14 protein-coding genes are annotated in these 17,635 nt (G+C 43.1%); 8 read left to right on the forward strand and 6 right to left on the reverse strand.

What is annotated here, in order from left to right:
* Window positions 1-202 precede the first annotated feature (202 nt).
* Window positions 203-1,630, forward strand: coding sequence for a C69 family dipeptidase (locus FD17_RS00005; protein WP_057822568.1), 1,428 nt, complete (start codon window positions 203-205; stop codon window positions 1,628-1,630).
* 14 nt (window positions 1,631-1,644) lie between these two features.
* Entirely contained in the window at window positions 1,645-2,523 is an 879-nt protein-coding gene (locus tag FD17_RS00010) for a hypothetical protein (protein ID WP_156653595.1), read from the forward strand.
* 167 nt (window positions 2,524-2,690) lie between these two features.
* Here the strand turns inward: FD17_RS00010 and FD17_RS00015 are convergent, their stop codons facing one another.
* Window positions 2,691-4,130, reverse strand: a complete 1,440-nt coding sequence (locus FD17_RS00015; protein WP_057822570.1) for a C69 family dipeptidase — start codon at window positions 4,128-4,130, stop codon at window positions 2,691-2,693.
* Window positions 4,131-4,284: 154 nt separating this feature from the next.
* On the opposite strand from FD17_RS00015, the gene FD17_RS00020 reads away from it, so the two are divergent.
* Together FD17_RS00020 and glpK are read left to right on the forward strand one after the other, a co-directional pair.
* Window positions 4,285-4,473 (forward strand): 2-hydroxymuconate tautomerase, encoded by a 189-nt coding sequence (locus FD17_RS00020; RefSeq protein WP_013727873.1) that lies wholly within the window; start codon window positions 4,285-4,287, stop codon window positions 4,471-4,473.
* A 193-nt stretch (window positions 4,474-4,666) separates the two neighbouring features.
* Complete coding sequence (gene glpK, locus FD17_RS00025; RefSeq protein ID WP_057822571.1) at window positions 4,667-6,175, forward strand: glycerol kinase GlpK; 1,509 nt, start codon at window positions 4,667-4,669, stop codon at window positions 6,173-6,175.
* 62 nt (window positions 6,176-6,237) lie between these two features.
* Here the strand turns inward: glpK and FD17_RS00030 are convergent, their stop codons facing one another.
* On the reverse strand, window positions 6,238-7,065 hold the full coding sequence (locus tag FD17_RS00030; RefSeq protein ID WP_057822572.1) for a Cof-type HAD-IIB family hydrolase: 828 nt from the start codon (window positions 7,063-7,065) through the stop codon (window positions 6,238-6,240).
* Between the two features lie 77 nt (window positions 7,066-7,142).
* Here FD17_RS00030 and FD17_RS00035 point away from each other — a divergent pair, with 77 nt between their 5' ends.
* The gene (locus FD17_RS00035) at window positions 7,143-8,507 is read left to right on the forward strand and encodes an RsmB/NOP family class I SAM-dependent RNA methyltransferase (protein WP_057822573.1); all 1,365 of its coding nucleotides are present in this window, start codon (window positions 7,143-7,145) and stop codon (window positions 8,505-8,507) included.
* Between the two features lie 191 nt (window positions 8,508-8,698).
* Here FD17_RS00035 and fni read toward each other — a convergent pair whose 3' ends face one another.
* From fni to mvk, 4 genes are read right to left on the reverse strand one after another with little or no spacing between them, the layout of a single operon-like run.
* A complete protein-coding gene (gene fni, locus FD17_RS00040; protein WP_057822574.1) occupies window positions 8,699-9,730 on the reverse strand; it encodes a type 2 isopentenyl-diphosphate Delta-isomerase in 1,032 nt (343 codons plus the stop codon).
* 3 nt (window positions 9,731-9,733) lie between these two features.
* Window positions 9,734-10,819, reverse strand: a complete 1,086-nt coding sequence (locus FD17_RS00045) for a phosphomevalonate kinase (RefSeq protein WP_338092475.1) — start codon at window positions 10,817-10,819, stop codon at window positions 9,734-9,736.
* Between the two features lie 20 nt (window positions 10,820-10,839).
* Window positions 10,840-11,826 carry a diphosphomevalonate decarboxylase gene (gene mvaD, locus FD17_RS00050; RefSeq protein WP_057822576.1) on the reverse strand — a complete coding sequence of 329 codons (987 nt, stop codon included), beginning with the start codon at window positions 11,824-11,826 and terminating at the stop codon, window positions 10,840-10,842.
* A complete protein-coding gene (gene mvk, locus FD17_RS00055; RefSeq protein ID WP_057822577.1) occupies window positions 11,807-12,784 on the reverse strand; it encodes a mevalonate kinase in 978 nt (325 codons plus the stop codon). The genes mvaD and mvk overlap by 20 nt, the downstream gene beginning before the upstream one ends.
* A gap of 193 nt (window positions 12,785-12,977) precedes the next feature.
* Between mvk and FD17_RS00060 the strand changes: the two genes are divergently transcribed.
* The 3 genes from FD17_RS00060 (at window position 12,978) to FD17_RS00070 (ending at window position 17,635) form a co-directional block, all read left to right on the forward strand.
* Complete coding sequence (locus tag FD17_RS00060; RefSeq protein WP_057822578.1) at window positions 12,978-15,815, forward strand: helicase C-terminal domain-containing protein; 2,838 nt, start codon at window positions 12,978-12,980, stop codon at window positions 15,813-15,815.
* 64 nt (window positions 15,816-15,879) lie between these two features.
* The gene (locus tag FD17_RS00065; RefSeq protein ID WP_057822579.1) at window positions 15,880-16,386 is read left to right on the forward strand and encodes a cell wall elongation regulator TseB-like domain-containing protein; all 507 of its coding nucleotides are present in this window, start codon (window positions 15,880-15,882) and stop codon (window positions 16,384-16,386) included.
* A gap of 28 nt (window positions 16,387-16,414) precedes the next feature.
* Complete coding sequence (locus FD17_RS00070) at window positions 16,415-17,635, forward strand: pyridoxal phosphate-dependent aminotransferase (RefSeq protein ID WP_057822580.1); 1,221 nt, start codon at window positions 16,415-16,417, stop codon at window positions 17,633-17,635.

Here is a 17,635-nt window from a genome sequence, read left to right on the forward strand (position 1 = left end):
AATTCATCATAAGCTTAGTCTGTTTCAGCTATGTGAAAGTGGATTGATGGACGTTGCTCGTCCGTCAGTTCATTTTTTATTTCCACAACAATTAATCCAATCCTCAACACCACCCAAGTTTTCCTTTCAGCTGTCTATTGTTCCACTCTGCACAAAAGGGGTGTAAAATCAAGTTGATAGAAAGATAAGGGGAGGCTTTACAATGTTTTCATCTAAACACAGCAGTTGTACCACGATTCTAGTCGGCAAGAAGGCCAGTTATGACGGCTCAACCATCATTGCCCGAAACGAAGATGCAGGGGATGCCGTCAACCCGAAAAAGTTTGTGGTTGTTGAACCTGAAGATCAGCCACGTTCTTATCATTCAAAGTTAACCAAGTTCTCTGTCAAATTACCAGATGACCCATTGAGATACACGTCAGTGCCCGATGCTGTCCCGGACAAGGGTGTTTGGGGAGAAGCCGGCATCAATGCCCATAATGTGGCAATGAGTGCCACAGAGACGATTACAACCAATTCCAGAGTGATGGGTGCCGACCCGTTTGAAAAGGATGGTTTGGGCGAGGAAGATTTGCTCACCATTACTTTACCTTATATCAATTCTGCCAAAGAAGGGGTTCAACGGGTTGGTGAACTCCTCGAAAAATATGGCACTTATGAATCAAACGGGATTTTGTTCTCAGACGTTAACGAAATTTGGTATATGGAGACTGCTGGCGGCCATCACTGGGTTGCTCAACGAATTCCTGATGATGCCTATGTGATTGCGCCTAATCAGACCGGTATCCAAGAAATCGATTTTGATGATCCGGACAGCTTCATGTATTCAAAGGATTTGCGTCAGTTTGCTCAAGATCATCATTTGAATCCAACCAACCACTTCAACTTCAGACATATATTTGGTTCGAATACGCAGCTTGATCGTCACTACAACACACCAAGAGCTTGGTACGGTCAACGTTATTTTGATCCGGAATCTGTTGAAGACAAGACACCGATGAGCAATGATCTGCCATTTATCTGTCACGCAAATCGAAAGATCACTATCGAGGATATTAAATTCGTTTTGGGTTCTCATTACGAAGATACTCCTTATGATCCATTTGCCCCTGGTGCCGACTACAAGAAGATTCCATATCGACCAATTGGGATTAATCGAAACCAGGAATTGTCAATTCTTCAATTGCGTCCTGGAATGCCTTCGGGTTATTCTGCCATTCAATGGCTGACATTTGCTTCCAACCCATTTAACACGCTGACACCGTTCTATACCAATGTTGTCAACACGCCGGACTGCTACCGGGATACGACCGGCACGCTGGACAGCCACAATGCATACTGGGCAAACCGATTGATTTCCTTAATCGCTGCTGATCATTATCAGGAGGTCATGCAGGATATTGAAGATTATCAGCTCAAGGAAATGGGATATGCCCACGAACGAATTGCTGAAGTTGATAAGCTGATGGCTGAACGAGAAGCCTCAGGGTCTCACGTTGTCAGAGCCCTTGGTCAAGCCAATGCTCGAACTGCCGATCACATTATGGCCGACACAGAAGCATTGCTTACCAAGTTGGTTGTTAAGGCCAGCCAGGATATTCCTGGTTCGTTTAACCGTGAACACTATTAATGTTTGCTGGAAGGGTGATAATTACGTATAAAAATCTTGTTATCCGCACGACGGTTGGCTTTTTGGCATTTATTGGATTGGGTGGAATTGTTGAAAAGACAGTTTCAGCCGAACCTTATGTCCAAAGAACGACGGCTAAGATGATCAAGTCAAATGGCCAAACAAATTTATACTTCAAATTTCAAAAACCTTACCGAGCGAGGTTGATCCTTCATAAGACAACAGGTAATTATATTAAAAAGACTGTTACCCTTCCAAAGGGGACGATTGTCAGTGGTGTTCCGGATCGTGACGGACACAAATTTACAACAATTCATAACGGCGCAGTTGATGTTAGTTACCAGTTAAAAAAGCGGGTTGTAAAAGGTTACCAGAGTGCCACATTAAATTTTGCCGTGAAGTATTCGTCTGGTATCCTGCGACAGGTTAAGAAGCCGGCTTACTCGTTACCATATGGTCACAATATACTGTGGACTGGTAAGCCTGTTAACTTGTGGCCCAAAAGAGCCGTTACAAGCCCCAGTCAAATTAAAATTACCTCTGATGGCTATGTTGAGTCTTATCACTACCATTCTGTTACCGCAGGCGATACAACGATTAATTATCAGGTTAAGCCAAATTCATCAGTTAAAATCAATCACGTTCTAAAACGCGGATCTAGTATATATTTTTACTACCGTGATCATTTGAAAGGGGTTAGCGACAAACGCGTTCGAAAAGCAGGCCCATATCAATATCGATTGACCTTGACGAACAAGCACACGCCGTATGCTTTCGGTGATCCCGATAATGACATGTTTCAATATGCCAGCTTTTACTCTGTTGGCAATCGATCATATTGGACTGTCGATGGGGCAAGTGATGTATATGATCCTGCGACGGGGACTGATTAAGTAGATAAAAAGCCACGCATTTTCGCGATTGCGTGGCTTTTTGTCAAAATTTTTAAAAACAGTCATTGTCTGATACAGAAAAGGTTTCGGAAAATAATCATTCCGAAACCTTTTCTTTTTTGTTCTTGTGTATCAATCGACAAGATACATTAAGTGTTTAATCTTACTTAAAGATTCATATCTTGGGTAAAGTTAATTGGCGAAAGATCGGTCGAGTTCGTAATCACATCACTGATCAGTTTGTTGTAGGCTTCCAAACCGATTTGGGCGTTCTTGAAATTAACTTTGGTCAGATAATCGCCCAGTTCGACATTTGATAAGCCTTCGATTGACGCATCGGCGTTTTTAACAGCCTGCTGGAATTTCACGCGCAAATCTGCTCGAGTGTCGTTTAATTTTGGCCCGAATTTGACGAAGTGTGGGTCAACCAGGACGCCTGCAAGCTTGTAAGTCCAGTATGCCTGGTTAGGTGCATAAGTACCGGTCGCGTTTTGATAGCTTTCTGGAGTATCGTTTGCGCCAGCATAAAATGGCACAAAGCTACTTTGAGCACCAACACCCATCGATAACCACTGGATCCCGGCGGCAGGGGTAGGCATATTTGGCCGAATTTGGAGGATATGGGCCTCTTGAGTCTTGGCGAGACTAATTGGTCGGTACAGATGCTTCTCGTGCTCAGAGCCTTCACCAATGGGGTCAAATGGAGTTCCCTGATAATGAGAACTCAAGAAATCCTGAACATCAAAGAGACTCAGCTTTCGGTTGGCTTTATCAATGAATGGGATGTCCTGGCTTGTTGGTTCATAATTCTCCTCAGGATTAAACATTTTATGGCCATACCAAACCCGTGGTGTGTTGTAGTAAGTATCGGATAAATCGGCGGTACCGAATGTTTCTCGAAAATTAAAATGGTGTTCCGAAGAATTTTGACTTGGATCGAGATGGTTTTCCTTAATAAATTCTTGAATGTTTGTCGACCACATAAAATTATCGGGGTCATCAAAGTTAACATCTTGGATGGCGCTTTGATTGGCAATTACTGCATAGCTGTCATCGGGAATCCTTTGGGCTACCCAATTGTGTCCACCACCGGTTTCCATATACCATGCTTCATCGTGATCCGCGAATAAAATACCGTTGGATTCAGAAGTCCCATAATATTCAACAATTTCTCTCAGACGTTTAACGCCTTCACGGGCAGTCTTCACGTATGGAAGAACAACAGTGACCATCGCTTCTTCGCCGATGCCGTCTTCTACCAGGGGATCAGCACCCAATGCAAGCTTGTTGGTATAGGTACTTTCAGTCGCACTCATGGCAACGCCTGCTTCATTAAACCCATCTTCTTCAAATAAGCCGAACTTGTCGGTCCATTCGGGAGTGGCGGAATACTTCAGGCGGATCTTTGGCAGAGACATTTTAAAACCATTGTCTTTTGAAACAAATTCTTGTTCATCATCAAACTCTTGATGTTGATGGATGACATAATTTTTTGGCCAGGATGATTTACTGTCTTCGTTTCTGGCAATCATAATTGAGCCGTCAATACTGGCGTCTTTGCCGACAATCATACTGGTACATGCTGAAAAGTTTTTGTAAGGTATCATGTTATAATCTCCTGTTCACTGGGAATATACTTCTGTAATTGTATCATTTTTTGTGCCTGAACGGGTTATGAGACATTTGAAGGTGGATGAACATATTGCAGGGCAAAAAAATTTACGGTATACTTTCTCCATTCAAATAAATGGAGGAATTCAAATGCCAATTGTAGATATTCATTTAATTGCCGGCCGTTCTCAAGATCAGTTGAAGGGCTTGGTTGAAGACGTTACCGCTGCTGTTGTTAAAAATACCGGTGCACCTGCAGAACACGTTCACGTTATTTTGAGTGAAATGGAAAAGAATCGTTACAGTGTTGGTGGCGTTTTAAAAAGCGACGAAAAATAGAGTGATTTAAAAAGATTTGCAAATTAATTATTGCGAGTCTTTTTTTCTGTCGTTGGTTTTTATTTCTGATCATCGAATTTCTTTTGCTTTTATAAAATTTTGCTGAAGATTGGTTTGGCAATCGATATTATTGTATACTTAACAAAGACAAAAGGCGTATAAACGCACGAATAATAAGAATGGAGACCTTTACATGAATGATCAGCAATACATAATGTCCATTGATGAGGGAACAACGAGTACCCGGGCAATATTGTTTAATAATGATGGTGATATCGTTGGTAAAGCACAACGGGAATTCCACCAGTATTTTCCAAAATCCGGCTGGGTTGAACATGACGCCAACGAGATTTGGAATGCGGTTCAGTCAGTAATCTCAGAGGCATTAATCAATGCTGATGTTCAGCCATATAAAGTTCGAGGGATTGGTGTTACCAATCAACGGGAAACCACGGTTATTTGGGATAAAAATACCGGCGAGCCGGTTTATCACGCGATTGTTTGGCAGTCTAAGCAGACCGCGGCATTAGCCAATCAGTTGAAAAAAGACGGCTATGATGACATGATCCACGAAAAGACTGGGCTCATTATTGACTCGTATTTTTCGGCAACCAAGATTCAATGGATTTTGGATAACGTTGAAGGTGTCCGCGAAAAGGCTGATAACGGCGAGCTCTTATTTGGGACAATTGACACGTGGGTTCTTTGGAAGCTCACCGGCGGCAAGGTTCACGCTACCGACTATACTAACGCCAGTCGAACGATGTTGTTTAACATTCATACTTTGAGTTGGGATAAAGACATTCTGAAATTACTCAATATCCCTGAAAGCATGCTCCCTGAAGTTCATTCTTCATCAGAAATATACGGTTACACTTCTGGATATTCATTTTCTGGTGTTCAAGTACCAATCGCTGGCATCGCAGGGGACCAACAGGCTGCTCTATTTGGCCAAATGGCGCTTCAGCGTGGCATGATCAAGAATACGTATGGAACCGGTGCCTTCATTGTCATGAATACCGGTGAAAAACCAACGCTTTCCAATCGGGGACTTTTAACCACAATTGCCTATGGTATCAACGGCAAAGTCAATTATGCCCTTGAAGGAAGTATTTTCGTGGCTGGTTCAGCGATTCAATGGCTTCGGGATGGGATGGAAATGGTTAAATCATCCCCCGATTCCGAGCAGATGGCAATTGATGCCAAGAGCAGTGACGGCGTCTATGTTGTCCCGGCATTTACCGGTCTGGGTGCACCATATTGGGATCAAGATGCCCGTGGTGCCGTGTTTGGTTTGACCCGAGGGACGACTAAGAATCAATTCGTTAGAGCCACTTTGGAATCATTGGCTTATCAGACCAGAGATGTTGTTGACACCATGGCTGCCGAAACCGGGATTGATTTGAAGTCTCTGGCTGTCGATGGAGGAGCTGCCAATAATAATTATTTGATGCAGTTCCAGGCTGACATTTTGGGAACGCCGATTCACCGAGCTTCAATTGCCGAAACAACGGCATTGGGTGCTGCCTATCTGGCCGGTTTGGCTGTTGGGTTCTGGGATTCGATTGAAGAAATCCGACGAACAGTCAAATCACGAGATGATTTTGAGCCAAAGATGGATGAAGAAACGCGAACTCAATTATACTCTGGTTGGCAGAAGGCCGTTCAAGCAACCATCCAGTATCATCCAAACGAAGATTAATTCACAACAAAAAAGCGATTGAACAAAACAACCAAGTTTTGTTCAATCGCTTTAATACTGAATTACTGTCCAACCGCAATATCCATGTGATCTTCGAAGTAATTGGCAATGCCGTCGTCATCATTGGTAAAGTCGGTGACATCATCTGCCAAATCTTTAATTTTATCAATTGCGTTTTTCATGGCAACGCCGGTACCCGCATACTGCATCATCGTGAGGTCGTTTCCTTCATCCCCAAATGCAATAATGTCTTTTTGAAGAATACCATAGTAATCGGCTAAAAATTTCAAACCGGTTGATTTATGCACGCCTTTGGTGGCAATTTCCACAATTGGATTTGGGCCACCCCAAGGAGATACTTCGACTTCATCACCAAATTGTTGTTGAACGAAGTTGATGAGGCCGGCTTTAAGTTCAGGTTCCACTTGAACAGTGATACTGATCGGGTTTTCCTTCAAACTTTTCCGATTTAGAACCTGGTTGGTTTCCAAAGTACTTGGGAAAAAGCCAAAACCGGTACTTAACCCACGGTTAGCTAGAAACATGTTGCGGCCTTCAACAGCAATCAGTGAAAGGCCAAGCGGTTTGCTCTTTTCCAATAGTTCCGTCACAATTTCTTTATTAATGGTGTACTGGTATTCACGATCCCACTCTTGATGTGGTAAAATGCCAAGGTTGCCATTGAAATTGATCATTGGCGTTGTTAGATTTAATTCATCATAGAAGTTTTCTGAGAGCCTGTTAGGACGGCCAGTTACGATACTGACTATGTATCCTTGTTGTTCAGCTGCGTGGATGGCTGCAGCAGTCTTTGGACTGATTTGACTATCATTATTCAGCGTTGTGCCATCCAAGTCGAGTGCGATTAGTTTTTTAGTAATTGTAATCACTCCTTACTAACATATCCATTCATATTATCTGAAAAGTTATAATCCGTCAATTATTAAGATCCAAAAGGGAGAGTCAAATGAAATTACCAACCGAATTTGTAAATAAATATCACAAACTGATGGGGGATCAAGAAGCTGCCGAATTTATCAGTAGTTTTGACCAGCCAACCACCCCAGGGTTCCGGATCAATCCCTTAAAAGCGGTTCAACCAAGTGACTTGGATCTGAGTTCGCCAACCGAGCACTGTCAGTTTGGATATCATGGACAGGTCAGTGGGAAGACCGTTGACCATCAAAGCGGGGCAGTTTATAGTCAGGAACCCAGCGCCATGTATGTGGGCGAAGTTGCTCATCCCAAGTTGGGGGAGAAAGTTCTTGATCTATGTGCCGCGCCTGGTGGGAAAACAACTCATCTTGGCAGTTATTTGCAAAACACTGGTCTTTTGATTGCCAACGAAATTGATAGCAAGCGTGCCAAAGCATTGGTCGAAAACGTTGAGCGATTTGGGATGACCAATACAATTGTGACCAACACCAATCCCGACCGAATGGCGGCCCAACTACCGGAATTTTTTGACCGGATTTTAGTCGATGCACCCTGTTCTGGCGAAGGGATGTTCAGGAAAGATCCAGACGCCATCCAATACTGGAGTTTGGATTATCCGGTTGAGTGTGCGGAACGTCAGCGGACAATTTTGACTCAAGCTGTCAAAAATTTGAAGCCGGGTGGTGAACTTATCTATTCAACATGTACGTTTGCCCCAGAGGAAGATGAGCAAATCATCGCTTGGCTGGTGGAGACCTATGGTTTTGAAATTCAACCAATCAAAAAGTATCCAGGGATGGATGACGGCCAACCACAGTGGGCTAATGGTAATCCCGATCTGGCCAAGTGTGTCCGAATTTTCCCTCATCATTTTGATGGTGAAGGACACTTTATTGCGAAATTAAAGAAACCGGAAGTTGAAGAGCAATCCAAAGAACCACGACGTTTTCGTGGCATTGGTAAGAACATTGAAATGCCGACAAAAGACCAAAATCAATTATTCAATGAATTTGCAAAATTGGATTTGAATGGGACCCATTTCCAAAAATTGGTGGTCTTTAAAGACAATCTATATTCCATTCCAGAAGAGACTCCTAATCTAACCGGCATCAAGATTGTTCGACTGGGGCTGGAAATTGGCGAATTCAAAAAGAACCGTTTTGAGCCGAGTTATGCGTTGGCATTGGCCATGCACCCGGAACAAGCTTTGCGAAATGTTACAATTGATATTGAAGAATGGAAAAAATATGTCCATGGCGATACTTTTACAGTTGATCCAAAATTAAAAAAAGGCTGGTATTTGCTGGTGTGTGAGCAACAGCCGGTTGGATTTGCTAAAGTCGTGAATGGAACGGCGAAGAACTTCTTTCCAAAAGGTTTGAGATTTTCCGTTTAAAAGACAAAGGAGCTGTGACAAAACTAACGTTTTGTTCACGGCTCCTTTTGCGTTTTTATTTTATATAGTCATAACGTGTTCCAAAAGGCCACTTCCTATGCATAACTACGAATAACTTTCCGAGCTTTCAGCTCAAAAAGTTATCCTAGGTTATGCTATGGAAGTAAAACCGCCTTTTGTCGCACTCCCCTTTAATAGTCTAGATTTCTTTGTTTTAAATAACTCAGTAATTCAGGGGTAAGGATCAACCGTTTTTCTTGCAGGTCGGCGATTGTCCGACAATTCAGCATGACCATAATCGATTTCAAACCGGATTGCCATTCGTTAATATCACGAATGATCTGGTCATTGTCTTTATGAATAATTTCGTGAAGAAAATAACCGGCAACTCCAACGGCAGATGCACTCAAGGCAATACACTTGGCTGCGTCCAGTGGTGATTTGACCCCGCCGGATGCAATAACGGTGAGTTGGTTCATAAGCGAACGGGATTCCAATAAAGATTCCACGGTATTGAGCCCCCAGTCTTCAAGATAATTCATATCTTTAGAAGGCCGGCGGAAATTTTCAATGGCAGCAAAGTTCGTTCCGCCATGACCGCTAACGTTGACATATTGAACGCCAAGCGATAGTAATTGCTCGATGGTTTCTTTACTCATCCCAAAGCCGACCTCTTTCACAATGACCGGGACCTGAAGGCTTGAGACAATGTTTTTAATATTTTTAATAAAATGAAATTCCCGATCGCCCTCCGGCATGATCAACTCTTGAGCCGTGTTGACATGGACTTCCAACGCATTGGCGGAAATGAGATCAACTGCTTTTTGAGCATCTTCAACGCCATGATTAGCACCGATATTTGCAAACAGGATACCATCTGGATTTGTTTCGCGAACAATCGTAAAAGAATCACTCACGGTCGGGTCACTTAAGCCAACACTTTCGGAGCCGACAGCCATGGCAAGTCCACAAGATTTCGCAATTTCTGCCAAACGGTGATTGATTTCTTTGGTATGGGCACTGCCACCAGACATTGCTTCGATATAGAAGGGGATTTTTAAAGTAAGAGGGCCAATTTTTGTGGATAGGTCAATATCATTCAACGCATATTTTGGCAGACCTGTACTGACAAATCGCAGACCGTCAAACAGATGATTGTCGGCGTAAAACTTTTCAGCCAAGGAAACATGTTCATCTTTTCTGTGTGAATGTTGTGAAATCATGGGCTACTCCTTATCCAGGTCGATAACAGGGTGAACGCTGAGCGCCAACTGTTGGATACCGTTTTGCTTCCAATGTTCGATCATTGATTCAATATCAGTATCTTCATCGGCAACCACAATTCCACAGTCACCACCGCCGGCACCGGATGATTTGGCAGCTGCTGAATGAGCCACAGCGATATCACACATCTTCTTCAAAATGGGCGTTTCAATGGGTACTTTTGTAAATTCAGCCAAATGCTGAAGAATCTCGCGATTACGTTGAATACCATGTTTGATTACTGACAGACTGCCATCTTTAAAGCCGTCGATCAATTCGTCCAAACATGCTTTACTTTCTGCTAAAAATTGGGCGTAAGTTTCATGTTGGTTACTTTTTTGGATGGCAACCTTATCTACTAAATGTGAGGTAGAAGCAGGGGAGCCGGTCCAGCCAATAATCAGTTTCAGATTTTTGGGTGGTGTTAACTGGGTAATCATCAAGTGTGGCCACGGCTTATTCACAAGCTCAGTTAAATCTTCTTGTGATCTGGCTGCCATTAACCAGTTACGGTCAAATGACCGATAAGCAATCCAGCCACCATAAACACTGGCAGCAATGTCACCCAACGAACCATTACCCTGAACATCCAGGTGGGCGATGGCTGATAACTTGAATAATTTGGCCTTCGTTAACGGTAATTTGTAGAACTGACAGAGGGCTTTGACTGTCGCAACGGTGACGGCAGCTGATGAACCCAAACCGTATTTCTTGCCGTTTGGACTGTCCAAATCGCTGTTAATCCGGAGATCATAAACTTCCATTGCTCTACCAAGTGATTGTGCGTACTCCTCGGTAAGTTGAATGGCGGAAATTATGTAGTTAAATGTATTATCACGATTGTCCAGTATCATTTGATCGCCACGACGGCGCCAATAAACGGAATCCTCACGATACTGTTTTGAAACGATGCTGCCATAAGATTTACTCCGAGAAATTTCTACTGTTACAAATTGGTTTAAAGCCACAATAATAGAAGGGTAGCCGGTTTCGACCACCGCATATTCACCAGCGATATATAATTTTCCCGGCGCTTTAACCTTAATCAACGGATCATGTCCTTTCATACTTACAGATATTTTATTCCAGGTCCCGGTTGAGCAACAATCACTTTATCCGGACCAAATAGTTTACTGAAGGTCGTGGTGATTTCTTTAACATTTTTAGTTTGGCAGATCACCTTAACGTTTGGCCCGGCGTCAATCGTATAGTAACACTCGATTCCTGAATGTCGAAGCCGTTTTACTTCATTCATTGCATCCAAAGTACTGCCATTAAAATACAGAAAATCAGGGTCGGAACTGAGTGTCAGCGCATGCATCCGCATGGCGTTCAATTCGCTGATTGTCCCAAAGCGGGTGAAATCATCTTGGTTAATGGCACTTTTAATGCTTTGAAGATCTGATTCAACCACTTTTACCCAAGTTGGGTAATAGGGAGAGGTTGTGACAGATAATGCCATTCCGCGACGGCTTGAAATTGGTTTTTGGTGTTTTTCAATTGTTAAGGCCACCACCCGAATGTCACTTAGATGAGGCGTATCAATCGGAACTGCGTATGAATCGGCATCATCTGTTCCGCGCTGCCACTCCACAAAGCCGCCAAAAATTGAACGGCAGGCAGATCCGGAACCACGCCGCGCCAATCTAGAAAGTTCCTGATTATTCAGATTCATTCCAGCTGCTTTACTTGCCGCAGCTGCCAAAGCGGCAAATGCTGAAGCTGATGAAGCCAACCCTGCAGCGGTCGGAACGTGGTTACGGGAAACAACCTTGGCATTCAAATGCGCACCTGATTTTTCACGGACGATTTCAAGAAAATCATGGACCCGCTGCCAGCTGTTGTTTGCCGCAGACTGATCATCGATGGAAACTTCATCACGGTCCAAGTTCTGATCAAAATTGACGCTGGTTTCAGTATAAAATTGATCAAGGGTCAGCGATAAGCTTCCTGTGTATGGGATAATGAGGTTTGCATCCCGTTTTCCCCAATATTTTATTAAAGCGATATTTGTATGGGCAACTGCTGTCACCACATTATCTGACGAGGTTGTCATGGGCTTCTCCTGTTGAAAATTGATAATTCTTAAATGATTGAATCCAAGTTTGGGTGGCACCTGCTTTTCTCAATGCAGTGGAAATCTGTTGGGCGTCGGCCTGGTTTTTAGCCAGTGCGATCACACAGCCGCCAAGGCCACTGCCTGTCAGCTTTGCACCCAACGCGTGATTGTCGTTGGCAACCCGACAAAATGTATCTAGGGTCCGGTTGCTGACTCCAAGCCTGCTAAGGTCGTGTTGGGATTGATTCATCAGCTCACCCAACAATTCATCGTCTGCAGTTGCCAGGGCATCACGAGCAGTTTCGGCAATGCTGCCAAGATGGTCAATTAACGGTTCAGCATTCTCTGGTTCGTCGACGATGTTGTTGTGTACCAGAGAAACAGCTTCTGAGGTCTTGCCTTTGATGCCGCTGTCGGCGATGACCAGGGATGATGTCGGCAGATTAAAGTCGATTTGTTCATTGATTTCATTTTTAATAAACCAGATTGGCATATTGGAGCTCGCAGTTGCCGAGTCCAATCCACTGGGATTTCCGTGGGTAATTTTTTCTTCAATATTGGCTAATTTCAGCAGTTGATCTCTGGTTAAGTTAACTTCAAAAAAGGCAAAAAAAGCCCGCACAATTGCAATTGCGGTTGCGGCCGACGAACCCATTCCGCGTTCAGCCGGCAGCTTGCTTTGAATGTCAAGGTCAAAGGCCACATTCTGGGCACCAAACAAATTGATCAGATGGCTGATCAGCGTTTTGACACCGAGCAGGTTTTCTTCCAGTTCGTCAATCGGACCATCAAAGTATCGACAATGGATTTGGTGGCCGTCAGTTATTTTTTGAATAGTGGCAGTAACGTCCACTGAGTAGATTGGAATGGCGATTGCGGGTTTGCCATAAACGACGCTGTGCTCACCAAACCAAATTATTTTCGCATAACTTTTTCCAGTTGCTTTATTTTTCAACTTTATCCGCTCACTTTCAACATTCCAATTTTATCATAGTTGACTGTTTCGAGAACGTTTTAACGATATTTTTAGAGATTCATAAATAATTCCCCGTCTTTCCATGGTAGATTATCACATCTCGCTTGTAGTATGATTAAAGTTAGTGAATATTTAATAAACGTCAGCTAATAAACACAGATTGGTGAATGACATGAATTCAAAAACCACCTTTGCAGTTGTTGACATCGAAACAACCGGAACGGATATTTCCGCTGATAACCGGACAATTCAGTTCAGCTGCTGCTTGGTTTCCAATAATAAAATTATAAAAACTTTTGTAACCGATATTAATCCACAACGCGAAGTGCCCAACCGGATTGTTCAACTAACCGGGATTACCAATGAACGCCTTAAAAAAGCCAAAACTTTTGATCAGGTGGCCGCAACCCTTTATTCTTTGTTGAATAATACTGTCTTTGTTGCCCATAACGTCAATTTTGACTTTCCATTTTTAAACGCCGAATTTCAAAGGGTAGGGTATCCTGAATTACAAATTGAGGCAATTGATACCGTTACTTTAAGTCAAATTCTATTGCCGACTCTTTCCAGTTACCGGCTGCAGGATCTCAGCGCCTACTTCAATATCGAACATGACCATCCCCATACTGCAGACAGTGACGCATCTGCAACGGCCAAATTGTTATTGATTCTCCTAAGACAAATTCAAATGCTGCCAAGAATAACTTTGGAGCAGATTATCAAAATCAATCCATCACTGCCTCAAGATACGATGCAGGTCTTTTTGGACGCTGATGAAACCAACCGCAGACGAGCACATACACCCAAACTGCCGGACCAGCTGCGAATTTCATCAGGCTTAGTCCTTCGAAAGCATGAAACACTGGATGCCAGTGACGAACAAAGCAAAAAAAATTTTCGATACCCAAAAACCAAAAAAGCGAAACAAAAAATTCTTCCCGACAATTTGGAGTCTCGTCTCGAACAAAATAAGATGATGAATCTGATTTATAACAACTATGCGGATCCCGCCCATCATGCTGCTAAGACTTTATTGATTGAGGCACCGACTGGAATTGGTAAGAGTCTGGGATACTGTCTGCCATTAAGCTATCTGGTTACCCGCAAGAAGCCTGCTGTTATCAGTACATCAACGACTTATCTGCAGTTTCAGCTACAGAATCAGACGCTTCCATTATTAAATCAGGGGCTCCCATTCAAAGTTCGAAGTGTTATTTTGAAAGGTGCCAGTCATTATATAGACCTATATAAATTTCGTAATCTGCTGTTTGTGCCGGACAGTTCCAGCCAAACGGCGTTCATCAAAGCTCAGATTTTAGTATGGCTGACAGTTACGACAACAGGAGATCTGGATGAACTCCACTTAAACGTGGACCAAACCCCGTTTGTTTGGAAAATTCAGCATACGGGCGTTAAGTGGCTTGACCCAAATGAGCCGTTTTACGACGATGATTTTTTGCGGTACAACCTGAAAAAGGCGGATAGTGCCGACTTTGTGATTGTCAATCATAGTTACCTGATCAAAAATTGGCAGTATTTTAAGGATCTACCAACCAAGCCGTACTTATTGATTGATGAAACCCAACAATTTTCAGAGACAGCTATCCGTAACAATCAGGAACGAATCAACCCATTGTCATTGATTACTGCAATCAATAAAATTTTGGGCAATATTAACGGAACCCATGAAGACAATATCAAAGAAATTGTTGAAGATGATGCTATTTTAGATCATGCGATCAATGAACTGGACACCGAACTTAGACAAGGCAAACAGTTGGTATCACAGGTTATCCAGAACTTCTTTTCGATGGTAGTAAAGGGCAAACGGCTTCATCGAAATGCCGACTTCTTTGAACGTTTGATTCCGATTAATGAGATGAAAGCTGTGATTGATGCTAATCGGGAAGTTGTCGACCGGCTGCATGGGCTCCATGATCGATTGGACCACTTACTTGCGACATTGAATGCGCAAATTGATCATAATGCTGACGTGTATACCAATCATGACTTTTTAAACATTTATTCTTTCTTTGAAAACTACAACGAATTTAATCATCATTTGAAATTACTGCTGGCGATCATTGACGTGAACGATCAATCAATTGAGCAGCATGTGACTTGGGTAACCGTCAACAGTGTCAAAGACGTTAACAGCCTGACACTGAACCGGGGGATCTTAAAAACTGAGGATTATTTAAAGGGCCACGTATATTCTGCTTTTGAGCCGGTCACTTTTACCGGGGCAACAATTTTTTCTTCTCGGCGCTCACAGTTTATCTATAATCTGCTTGGCATTGATCGGGATGATGCATCTATTAAACGTCTCAAAAGTGATTTCAATCCTCAAGATCAGGCCCGATTGTATCTGGTAACGGACGACGATGATCAACAATTTGCGACCAATTCAGATACCTATCTTCAAAAAGTAGCTGCAGATATTGAAACCATTTATAAAAACGAACCAAGACAGACGATGGTCCTGTTCAATTCACTTAACGCAATCGAAAGGACTTATCATCTACTTCAGGAGAGCGGCTTTACCGCTACGCATTTTGTGCTGGCACAGGGGGTTCATGGAACTGCTTCGAAGATTAGCAAGCAGTTTGTTCACCATGAACCGGCAATCCTTTTGGGAGCCAATACGTTTTGGCAGGGAGTTGATTTTCCAAAAAACTTATTGGAAAATCTGATCGTTGCGCAGTTGCCGTTTGATACGCCATCTGACCCGTATAATCACGCACTGTACTCGATTGAACGCAGCAAGGGTAAGAATCCCTTTTACAGTATTACACTGCCAAAGGCGACACTCAGGCTCCGTCAGGGGATGGGGCGCCTATTGAGAACCAAAGAGGATTTTGGAACGATCTTTATCTTGGATCCGCGGCTGTTGTCTAAGCGATATGGCAGCACAATTCTGGCCAATCTCAGAAATGATATTCCTGTTATCAAGGGCAACATCGAGAAATGTGTTTTAGACATGGTTAAGTTTTTTGAAAGCAGGAATTAATGTGCTTCTGTCGCTCGGTTTATTTGCTATAATTAGAAATAACGAAATTTGAGAGGAAGATAACATGCAACGGCATCGAAGAGTTAAAAAACAATCATATGTTAAAATTTCCTGGATCGTTATCTCCGTTATTTTAATTCTATGCTTCTCCTTTTTTATTATCATGCATACAGCCGAGCGACCAATGACGATTGCCCGGGCTCAGACTGAAACGATTGCAAAAAAGTATGCGGGCGTCCGGGATGTCAATTCGTTTTATACTTCAAATCTGGGTAAAACTTATTACTCTGTTTCCGGAGTTGATAATAAGAATAAAAATGTTTTTGTGATTGTCGCCAAGAAGGGCGGTACGGTGACCGTGATTAACGCTGCCAGCGGCATTAGCGAGCAGCAGGCAAAAAATGTCATTTCGCAGCGCAAGCATCCCTCCAAGTTCAATGGAATCAGCTTGACACTCATCAAGTCCAAACCGTACTGGGTTGTCAGCTACATGAATTCCAAAGGCCGGCTCTGCTTTACCACGATCAGCTTCAAGAATGGAACGATTTATAAGTCGATTGAGAATATTTAACCGTAATGAATAAGGAAAGGATACTTCAATGAAATTTTCTGACAGGGCGATGCGGGTAACACCTTCAGCGACCGTGAAGGTATCAAATACTGCTAAAGCAATGATGCGTCAAGGAATTGACGTTATCAATTTGGGGATTGGTGAACCGGATTTTACGACTCCCAAAATGATTGCGGATGCTGCAGTTCAGGCGATTCAATCCGGTAAAACCAGCTTTTACACCCCAGCCAGCGGGTTACCGCAACTAAAAGAGGCGATTGCCAATCGAATCAAAAAAGATTATGGCGTTGTCTATCCTGCCGATCAGATCAGCGTAACCAGTGGGGCCAAAATGGCGCTCTTTGTGTTAATGCAGACATTGGTTGATGACGGTACGGAAGTATTGCTTCCCCGGCCAAGCTGGGTGAGTTATAAGCAACAGGTTTCACTAGCTGGCGGCAAGCCGGTTCTGGTTGAAACCGGAGCTGACTTTAAGATTAATACTGATACGCTTGACGCCGCGGTTTCCCGCAATGCTAAAGTGCTGGTCATCAATTCACCGCAGAACCCAACCGGAACCGTTTATTCAAAGGATGAGTTAGCTGTCATTGGTCAATGGGCGGTTCTTCATAACATTACTTTGATTGCTGACGATATCTACGGCAAACTGGTTTATAATCAAAATCAGTTCATTTCGCTCGTTCAGATTAGTGATGAGATCGCTGCTTCAACTGTCTTGGTGAATGGCGTATCAAAAGCCTATTCAATGACCGGTTGGCGGATCGGGTACATTGCCGGTGCTCCTGAATTGATTAGTCGGGTGAATTCAATTCTGTCTCATTCAACCGGTAATCCGGCGACGGTTAGCCAATATGCAGCAATTGCTGCGTTTGAATCGGATCAGTCGGAAGTTGAAACGATGAGACAGGCTTTTGAAGAGCGGCTGAATACGATTTATCCGTTGGTTCAGCAGATCCCGGGTTTTAAATTAACAGCGAAGCCGGAAGGGGCCTTTTATTTGTTCCCGGATGTCCGTGAGGCTGTCAAGTTGGCAGGCGTTGATTCGTCGGGTGACTTGGTCGATCTTTTGTTGGACAAAGCTCACGTTGCTGTGGTCGATGGGGATGCATTTGGTATGCCCGGCTTTTTAAGAATCAGTTATGCTGCCAGTTTGGAGAACTTGTTAACGGCAGTGGAACGGATGACTAAATTTATGAATCAATTTGTAGAAAAACAAGTATCTGGAGGAATCGAAATTGAAACAGATTAA

The sequence above is a fragment of the Lentilactobacillus sunkii DSM 19904 genome, from assembly GCF_001435575.1.
Classification (GTDB): domain Bacteria; phylum Bacillota; class Bacilli; order Lactobacillales; family Lactobacillaceae; genus Lentilactobacillus; species Lentilactobacillus sunkii.

Bases quoted from the DNA above. Each gene is read 5' to 3' on its own strand.
- FD17_RS00015 (WP_057822570.1), bottom strand. From the start codon at position 4,130: ATGATACCTTACAAAAACTTTTCAGCATGTACCAGTATGATTGTCGGC.
- FD17_RS00035 (WP_057822573.1), top strand. From the start codon at position 7,143: ATGAAATTACCAACCGAATTTGTAAATAAATATCACAAACTGATGGGG.
- mvaD (WP_057822576.1), bottom strand. From the start codon at position 11,826: ATGACAACCTCGTCAGATAATGTGGTGACAGCAGTTGCCCATACAAAT.
- FD17_RS00065 (WP_057822579.1), top strand. From the start codon at position 15,880: ATGCAACGGCATCGAAGAGTTAAAAAACAATCATATGTTAAAATTTCC.
- fni (WP_057822574.1), bottom strand. From the start codon at position 9,730: ATGATTTCACAACATTCACACAGAAAAGATGAACATGTTTCCTTGGCT.
- FD17_RS00020 (WP_013727873.1), top strand. From the start codon at position 4,285: ATGCCAATTGTAGATATTCATTTAATTGCCGGCCGTTCTCAAGATCAG.
- glpK (WP_057822571.1), top strand. From the start codon at position 4,667: ATGAATGATCAGCAATACATAATGTCCATTGATGAGGGAACAACGAGT.
- FD17_RS00070 (WP_057822580.1), top strand. From the start codon at position 16,415: ATGAAATTTTCTGACAGGGCGATGCGGGTAACACCTTCAGCGACCGTG.
- FD17_RS00060 (WP_057822578.1), top strand. From the start codon at position 12,978: ATGAATTCAAAAACCACCTTTGCAGTTGTTGACATCGAAACAACCGGA.
- FD17_RS00005 (WP_057822568.1), top strand. From the start codon at position 203: ATGTTTTCATCTAAACACAGCAGTTGTACCACGATTCTAGTCGGCAAG.